Source organism: Pseudoxanthomonas sp. LjRoot204_2 (assembly GCF_056175765.1).
On sequence record NZ_JBGFFG010000166.1, the window covers coordinates 1 to 7,210 of the forward strand.

The 7,210-nt window shown below is 67.3% G+C and carries 8 protein-coding genes; 7 read left to right on the forward strand and 1 reads right to left on the reverse strand.

Features of this window, described 5'->3' with window-relative positions; translation table 11 throughout:
• The first annotated feature begins 91 nt into the window (after positions 1-91).
• From AC04L7_RS09435 to AC04L7_RS09445, 3 genes are all read left to right on the forward strand, one after another.
• Positions 92-601: a hypothetical protein gene (locus AC04L7_RS09435; RefSeq protein WP_435997287.1), complete on the forward strand. Its 510-nt coding sequence runs from the start codon at positions 92-94 to the stop codon at positions 599-601.
• Between the two features lie 42 nt (positions 602-643).
• On the forward strand, positions 644-1,441 hold the full coding sequence (locus AC04L7_RS09440) for a pseudouridine synthase (RefSeq protein WP_435997289.1): 798 nt from the start codon (positions 644-646) through the stop codon (positions 1,439-1,441).
• A 74-nt stretch (positions 1,442-1,515) separates the two neighbouring features.
• Entirely contained in the window at positions 1,516-1,806 is a 291-nt protein-coding gene (locus AC04L7_RS09445) for a hypothetical protein (RefSeq protein WP_435997291.1), read from the forward strand.
• Between the two features lie 26 nt (positions 1,807-1,832).
• Here the strand turns inward: AC04L7_RS09445 and kbl are convergent, their stop codons facing one another.
• On the reverse strand, positions 1,833-3,032 hold the full coding sequence (gene kbl, locus AC04L7_RS09450; protein WP_475512889.1) for a glycine C-acetyltransferase: 1,200 nt from the start codon (positions 3,030-3,032) through the stop codon (positions 1,833-1,835).
• Between the two features lie 173 nt (positions 3,033-3,205).
• Here kbl and AC04L7_RS09455 point away from each other — a divergent pair, with 173 nt between their 5' ends.
• From AC04L7_RS09455 to AC04L7_RS09470, 4 genes are all read left to right on the forward strand, one after another.
• The gene (locus tag AC04L7_RS09455; RefSeq protein WP_435997295.1) at positions 3,206-4,672 is read left to right on the forward strand and encodes an OprO/OprP family phosphate-selective porin; all 1,467 of its coding nucleotides are present in this window, start codon (positions 3,206-3,208) and stop codon (positions 4,670-4,672) included.
• Between the two features lie 16 nt (positions 4,673-4,688).
• Positions 4,689-5,705: a sulfate ABC transporter substrate-binding protein gene (locus AC04L7_RS09460; protein ID WP_435997297.1), complete on the forward strand. Its 1,017-nt coding sequence runs from the start codon at positions 4,689-4,691 to the stop codon at positions 5,703-5,705.
• Position 5,706: 1 nt separating this feature from the next.
• Positions 5,707-6,567, forward strand: a complete 861-nt coding sequence (cysT, locus tag AC04L7_RS09465; RefSeq protein WP_435997299.1) for a sulfate ABC transporter permease subunit CysT — start codon at positions 5,707-5,709, stop codon at positions 6,565-6,567.
• 1 nt (position 6,568) lies between these two features.
• The coding region (locus AC04L7_RS09470) for an ABC transporter permease family protein (protein WP_475512890.1) at positions 6,569-7,210 on the forward strand (642 nt) is incomplete at its 3' end.

Genomic DNA, 7,210 nt, shown 5'->3' on the forward strand with positions numbered 1-7,210 from the left:
GCGCTGCACGCCCGTTAATTTCTTGCCTTGCCATGAGGCGCTGCCTAAACTCCGGGCACGTCCCGCAAGAAAATGTCACGGAGCTTCGCCGATGCATCGCCACGTCCTTGCCAGTCTGTTGTGCATCGCCGTCACGCCCGTCGCATATGCCGCGCCGGACTGCGCCGGGAGTCTGGTTCCGCCGCCGCTGAAGACACCCGCGACAGTGATCGCGCCGGTGGCACCGGAGTTCACCGCGGCCGCCACGCAGCTGGGTGCGCCCTCCGGCGTGCTGGCGTCGCATGCGTTCGACGAGTCGCAGTCGGTTGACCGTGTGCTGATGCGCCTGCGTATCGAAGGCTGCCGCAACGTCGCCAAGGCGATGCCCGCCGTTACGGCGCCTTCTGCGGCGGCCGCCACCGCCAGCCCGGCGGCCTACCAGCCCAAGACGGCGCACGACAATACGCCTTGGCGGTTCGACATGAGCCAGAACGGCAAGCGGATGACCGCAGACGAGTTCGATGCCTGGATGAAGTCGCGCGGCGTGCGCGTGGTCAAGGCTCCCGGTGCTCCGGCTGCCGCGCCTGCGCCTGCACCCGCCGAGCCCGCCAAGAAGAACTGATGCGCGAACGGCCGGTTTTCCGGCCGTTCTGCTGTCGGGACCATGACGACGCGCAGGCCTCCTTTCCGCGACACCGCGCGTGGCGGGGTGCGTGCGCGCGTCAGTGATGCGAAGGGCGCGCGTCACGGACTCGCCCGCGCATTGTCGAAGCAAGGGGTGTGTTCGCGCAGCGAGGCCGCCCGCTGGATCGTCGAGGGCAGGGTGTCGGTCGATGGCCGCATCGTGCGGGATCCGGAATTCCCGGTGGTCGCGGGCCGTGCCGCGATCCGGGTGGATGGACAGGCCGGTACCGCACCCGAGCGGCTTTACCTGATGCTCAACAAGCCCCGCGGCCTGGTGACCACGGCGCGTGACGAACAGGGACGGGACACGGTTTACCAGTGCCTGGAAGGCGCGCGCCTCCCATGGATCGCGCCCGTGGGCAGGCTGGACAAGGCCAGCGAGGGCCTGCTGCTTTTCACCAACGATCCCGAATGGGCGGCGCGCATCACCGATCCGGCACACGGTCCCGACAAAACGTACCACGTGCAGATCGATCGTTTGCCAGACGCCGCGTTGCTGCAAGGCCTGACGGACGGCGTAAGCGTCGACGGCGAAACCCTGTCCGCCCATGGCGTTCGCATCCTGCGAAGCGGGGCGCGCAATGCGTGGCTGGAGATCGTCCTGGACGAGGGACGCAACCGGCAGATCCGTCGCCTGCTGGCCGCGTTCGATGTCGGGGTATTGCGCCTGGTGCGTGTCGCGATCGGACCGGTGGTGCTGGGCGAACTGGGCAAGGGCGCATGGCGCGCGCTCGAGGCGCATGAGCGGGATGCACTCGCCCCGACAACCGGGCGCTGATTGCGCGACGGCGGTCCGGGTTCGGCGCAGTCCGCCTGTCTACACTCGCTCACGCTGATCCTGGGGAACCCACCATGTACCGTTCGAACCTGCGCCTGCCACTGTGCGGCGCCATGATGCTCGCCGTCGGCCTGTCGACGGGCTGCGCGTCGACATCCTCGTCCTCCGCGATCAGGAAGGATGCGCCGGAAGACGTGGTCACCGTGAAGGCCGGCCCGCACGGCCACCGGTTCGACATGCAGCAGAACGGGCGCAGCATGACGGCGGAAGAATTCGACGCGTGGATGAAGGCACGCGGCATCCGCGTCGCGAAGGGCGCGCCGGCCAAGCCAAGGACCGCCAGTACGGCGAAGCGCGCCCGCTGACCTGRCAAGGCGCGCCGGTCCCTGCATCAGGCGTTCAGCACGTCCAGGTCGCGGCCGATACGGATGAACGCGTCGATCGCGCGGTCCAGGTGTTCACGCGTGTGCGCGGCGCTTATCTGCGTGCGGATGCGCGCCTGACCCTTCGGCACCACGGGAAAGAAGAAGCCGATCGCATAGATGCTTTCCTGCAGGAGGCGCTCGGCGAAACGCTGCGCCAGCGGCGCGTCGTACAGCATGACCGGACTGATCGGGTGCACTCCCGGTTTGATGTCGAAACCGGCGGCCGTCATCTTCTCGCGGAAGTAGCGCGTGTTTTCCTTCAACCGTTCGCGAAGGTGGCCGGCCGCGGACAGCATTTCGAACGCCTTGATGCCGGCAGCCACCACGTGCGGTGGCAGCGAGTTGGAGAACAGATACGGGCGTGAGCGCTGGCGCAGCAGCTCGATCACTTCCTTGCGGGCGGTGGTGAAGCCGCCCAGCGCGCCGCCCATCGCCTTGCCCAGCGTGCCGGTGATGATGTCGATGCGATCCAGCACCCCCTTCACTTCGGCCGAACCGCGACCGGTGGCGCCGAGGAAGCCGGTGGCGTGGCATTCGTCGATGTGCACCAGCGCGTTGTACTTCTCCGCCAGCGCGGTGATCTCGTCCAGCGGGGCGATGAAGCCGTCCATCGAGAACACGCCGTCGGTGGTGATGAGCTTGGTCTTGCAGCCGGCCGCATCGGCCGCCTGCAGTTGCGCTTCCAGGTCCGTCATGTCGCAGTTCGCATAGCGGAAGCGCTTGGCCTTGCACAGGCGCACGCCGTCGATGATCGAGGCATGGTTCAGGGCGTCGGAGATGATGGCGTCGTCCTCGCCCAGCAACGGCTCGAACAGGCCGCCGTTGGCATCGAAGCAGGCGGCGTACAGGATGGTGTCCTCGGTACCGAAGAAGTCGGCGATCGTCTTCTCCAACTGCTTGTGCAGGTCCTGCGTACCGCAGATGAAGCGCACCGAGGCCATGCCGAAGCCGTGCGTGTCCAGCGCGTCCTTGGCCGCGGCAATGATGTCCGGGTGATCGRCCAGGCCCAGGTAATTGTTCGCGCAGAAATTCAGCACCGTGCGGCCGTCGGCGAGGGTGATTTCGGCGGACTGCGGGCTGGTGATGATCCGCTCCGACTTGAACAGGCCCTGGGCGCGGATGTCATCGAGGGTGGCGGCGTAATGGGCAGTGAGTGGGTTGGCCATGGCACGGGGCTGGGAAGGGAAGGCGCCATTCTACCCGCGGCCACAAAACGCCCTGTTGCGTCATGCGCGTACGGCATAAGCGACCCCCGTTTCGTCATTTCCCTGTCCGCATGTGCGCCCGCAGCATCGCCTCTCCGGCCCAGGACGGGGCCTTCACACGGGGAACAGCGGTCATGCGGACACACTCGGGCCCACGCAAGCGCAAAGGCAGTGGCGTCGCCATCCTGGGCGCATTGGCCTGTTCGCTCGCGCTTCCCGTATCCGCACAGAACCAGCCCACGGTGCAAGACCTGCTGCAACGCCTGGAAGCGCTGGAGCGCCGCGTCGGCGATGCGCCGACGGCGGCAGCGGCCGAAGGCGAAACCAGTCCGGCCACGCTGGGCGACCTGGATCAGCGCCTGCGCATCCTGGAGCGGCGCATAGAGCTGCAGCAGGAAGAAACGGCGGCCAAGGCCAAGGACGCTCCCGTGGTCGCGGTGAACGACAAGGGCGCGTCGCTGAAGTCGGCCAATGGCGACTACGAGTTCAAGCTGCGCGCCCTGGTGCAGGGCGACGCGCGCTTCTTCCTCGACGACGACGTGGTGCCGCAGAACGACACCTTCCTGTTCCGCCGTATCCGCCCCACCATCGAGGGATCGCTCGGCAAGCTGGTGTCGTTCCGGCTGACGCCCGAGTTCGCCGGCGACAGCGCGACGATCGTCGACGCGTACGTCGATGTGAAGCTGGATCCGGCACTCACGCTGCGCGCCGGCAAGGTCAAAGGCCCCATCGGACTGGAGCGGTTGCAGTCCGGCGGCGCGATCGGACTGATCGAGCGCAGTTTTCCCACGGAACTGGCGCCCAACCGCGACCTGGGCATCCAGGCGCAGGGTGAGTTCGCGGAAGGACGCGTGACCTATGTGGCGGGCGTGTACAACGGTGCGCCGGATGGCCGCGATGCGGCGACCACCAATCCGGATGAAGAATTCGAGTATGCGGGCCGGCTGTTCTTCGAACCGTTCAAGAACACCAGCAGTTCCTGGTCCGGCCTGGGCTTCGGCATCGCCGGCAGCATCGGCGACAAGCAGGGCACGGGCAACAACTTCCTGCCGCGCTATCGCACCCAGGGGCAGGCGCAGTTCTTCAATTACCGCAGCGCGGTCGCCGCGGATGGCGAGCACAGCCGCATTTCGCCGCAGGGCTATCTGTATCGCGGCCGTTTCGGCCTGCTGGCCGAATACATCGCCTCGAAGCAGGAACTGCTGGTCACCAGCGGCGCGGCGGCAGGCACACGTGCGGATCTCGAGAACACCGCCTGGCAGGCGACGGCGAGCTGGGTGCTGACCGGTGAAGACGCCAGCTACCGCGGCGTGGTGAAGCCCTCGAAGCCGTTCAGTCCCGGCAGTGGCTGGGGTGCGTGGGAACTGGTGGGGCGGTACGGCGAACTGGAGATCGACGACCGTGCCTTCCCGCTGTTCGCCGATCCGCTGGTCGCTGCGCGGCGCGCCAAGGCATGGACGCTGGGCGTCAACTGGTACCTCACCAGCAACCTGAAGCTGGTCGTCAATTATCTGGACACGCAGTTCGAGGGCGGAGCCGCCGCAGGTGCGGACCGCGAAGACGAAAAGGCCGTGTTCTCGCGACTGCAGGTCGCCTTCTGATTCCCGGAGACCCTCCATGAAGACTTCCATCCGCCACCATGTCCGCACTGCGCTGCTGGCCTTCGGCCTGACGCTGGCCGCCGCCTCAGGCGCCAAGGACATCAACCTGCTCAACGTGTCGTACGACCCGACGCGCGAGTTCTACCGCGAGTTCAACGCCGCCTTCGCCGCCGACTGGCAGAAGACCAGGGGGCAGAAGGTCAGTATCGAGACCTCGCACGGCGGTTCCGGCAAGCAGGCGCGCTCGGTCATCGACGGCCTGGAAGCCGACGTGGTGACGCTGGCGCTGGCCTATGACGTCGACTCCATCGCACAGCGCGCCAAGCTGTTCCCGGCCAACTGGCAGTCGCGGCTGCCGGAGAACAGCGCGCCGTACACGTCGACCATCGTGTTCCTGGTGCGCAAGGGTAATCCGAAGAAGATCCGCGACTGGCACGACCTGGTGAAGCCCGGCATCTCGGTTATCACGCCGAATCCGAAGACCTCGGGCGGCGCGCGCTGGAACTACCTGGCGGCGTGGGCGTATGGGCTGAAGATCTTCAAGGGCGACGAGGCCAAGACGCGCAACTTCGTGCGCGCGCTGTTCCGCAACGTGCCGGTGCTCGACACGGGTGCGCGCGGGTCCACCACGACGTTCGTCCAGCGCGGCATCGGTGACGTGCTGCTGGCGTGGGAGAACGAGGCGTTCCTGTCGATCGAGGAACTGGGCCCCGACAAGTTCGACATCGTGGTGCCCTCGCTGTCGATCCTCGCCGAGCCGCCGGTCGCGCTGGTGGACCGCAACGTGGACAAGCACGGCACGCGCGAGGCGGCCCAGGCCTACCTCAAGTACCTGTATTCGCCGACCGGCCAGCGCCTGGCTGCCAAGCACTACTACCGTCCGCGCTACCCCCAGTACGCGGCGCGGGAAGACATCGCACGCTTCCCCAAACTGGAGCTGGTGACGATCAACGGCGTCTTCGGCTCATGGGCGAAGGCCCAGTCCACGCATTTCGCCGACGGCGGCGTGTTCGACCAGATCCAGGCGAAGTAACGTGGCGGCAGTGCATCCGTGGTCCGGAAAGGCGCGCACGCGGCGCGTCATTCCCGGTTTCGGCCTCAGCCTGGGCTACACGCTCGCGTGGCTGGGGCTGATCGTGCTTATTCCGCTGGTAGGGGTGTTCGCCAAGGCGAGCGGGCTCGGGCCGGCCGGCCTCTGGGCGGTCTGGACGGAGCCGCGCGTGCTGGCGGCACTGCGCATCAGCTTCGGCACGGCGCTGGCGGCGGCCGCCTTCAATGCCGTGATGGGCACGCTGGTCGCGTGGGTGTTCGTGCGCTACCGCTTCCCGGGCAAGCGGGTGTTCGACGCGATGATCGATCTGCCGTTCGCCCTGCCCACCGCGGTCGCGGGCATCGCGTTGACGGCGCTGTATGGACCGACGGGATGGATCGGGCAGTGGCTGGAGGCGGCGAGCATCAAGGTGGCCTACACGCCGCTCGGCATCACCGTGGCCCTGGTGTTCATCGGCCTGCCGTTCGTGGTGCGCGTGGTGCAGCCGGTGCTGGCGGAGATCGAGAACGAACTGGAAGAAGCGGCGGCCACGCTCGGCGCAAGCCGCTGGCAGGCGGTGCGCCATGTGGTGCTGCCGACGCTGTGGCCGGCCGTGCTGGCCGGCTTCGCGCTGGCGTTCGCGCGCGGGGTGGGCGAATACGGTTCGGTGATCTTCATCGCCGGCAACCTGCCGGGCGTGTCGGAGATCGCGCCGCTGCTGATCACGATCAAGCTGGAAGAGTTCGACTACGAGGGCGCCACCGCGATCGCCGCCGCGATGCTGTTGTTGTCGTTCGCGCTGCTGCTGGTGATCAATACCCTGCAGGCGCGGCTGCAGCGGACCGGCAAACGGGCGGGCGGGTAGCATGGGCGACGCCCTCTCCGCCGTCATCGCCGTTCCGCCGGAGTCGTCTGTCGTGGATGCACCTGCACGTCCCGTCCGCCGCCATGCCGCTACCACCGAGCCCGCCTGGGTGCAGGTGCTGCTGGTACTGGGGGCGCTCGCGTTCCTGCTCTCGTTCCTGCTGCTGCCGCTGGCATTGGTGTTTGTGGAAGCGCTGCGCGGCGGCTGGACGGCCTTTGCGGCCGCCATCACCGAAACCGATGCGCTGGCCGCGGTACGACTGACGCTGCTGGTGACGGCGATCGTGGTGCCTCTCAACCTGGCCTTCGGCGTCGCGGCCGCGTGGGCGGTCAGCAAGCACGAGTTCCGCGGCAAGCGGTGGCTGGTGACGCTGATCGATCTTCCATTCGCGGTATCGCCGGTGGTCGCCGGGTTGATCTACGTGTTGATCTTCGGTGCGCAGGGCTGGGCCTACGCGTTGATCGATGAAGGCTGGCGCTTCTCGCTGCCGCTGCTGGGCGAGCTGCACGTGCAACTGCCGAAGATCATCTTCGCGCTGCCGGGCATCGTGCTGGCCACGATCTTCGTGACGTTCCCGTTCATCGCGCGCGAACTGATGCCGCTGATGGAGCAGCAGGGTACGGACGAAGAGCTGGCTGCGCTC

Bases quoted from the DNA above. Each gene is read 5' to 3' on its own strand.
- AC04L7_RS09435 (WP_435997287.1), top strand. From the start codon at position 92: ATGCATCGCCACGTCCTTGCCAGTCTGTTGTGCATCGCCGTCACGCCC.
- AC04L7_RS09440 (WP_435997289.1), top strand. From the start codon at position 644: ATGACGACGCGCAGGCCTCCTTTCCGCGACACCGCGCGTGGCGGGGTG.
- AC04L7_RS09445 (WP_435997291.1), top strand. From the start codon at position 1,516: ATGTACCGTTCGAACCTGCGCCTGCCACTGTGCGGCGCCATGATGCTC.
- AC04L7_RS09455 (WP_435997295.1), top strand. From the start codon at position 3,206: ATGCGGACACACTCGGGCCCACGCAAGCGCAAAGGCAGTGGCGTCGCC.
- AC04L7_RS09460 (WP_435997297.1), top strand. From the start codon at position 4,689: ATGAAGACTTCCATCCGCCACCATGTCCGCACTGCGCTGCTGGCCTTC.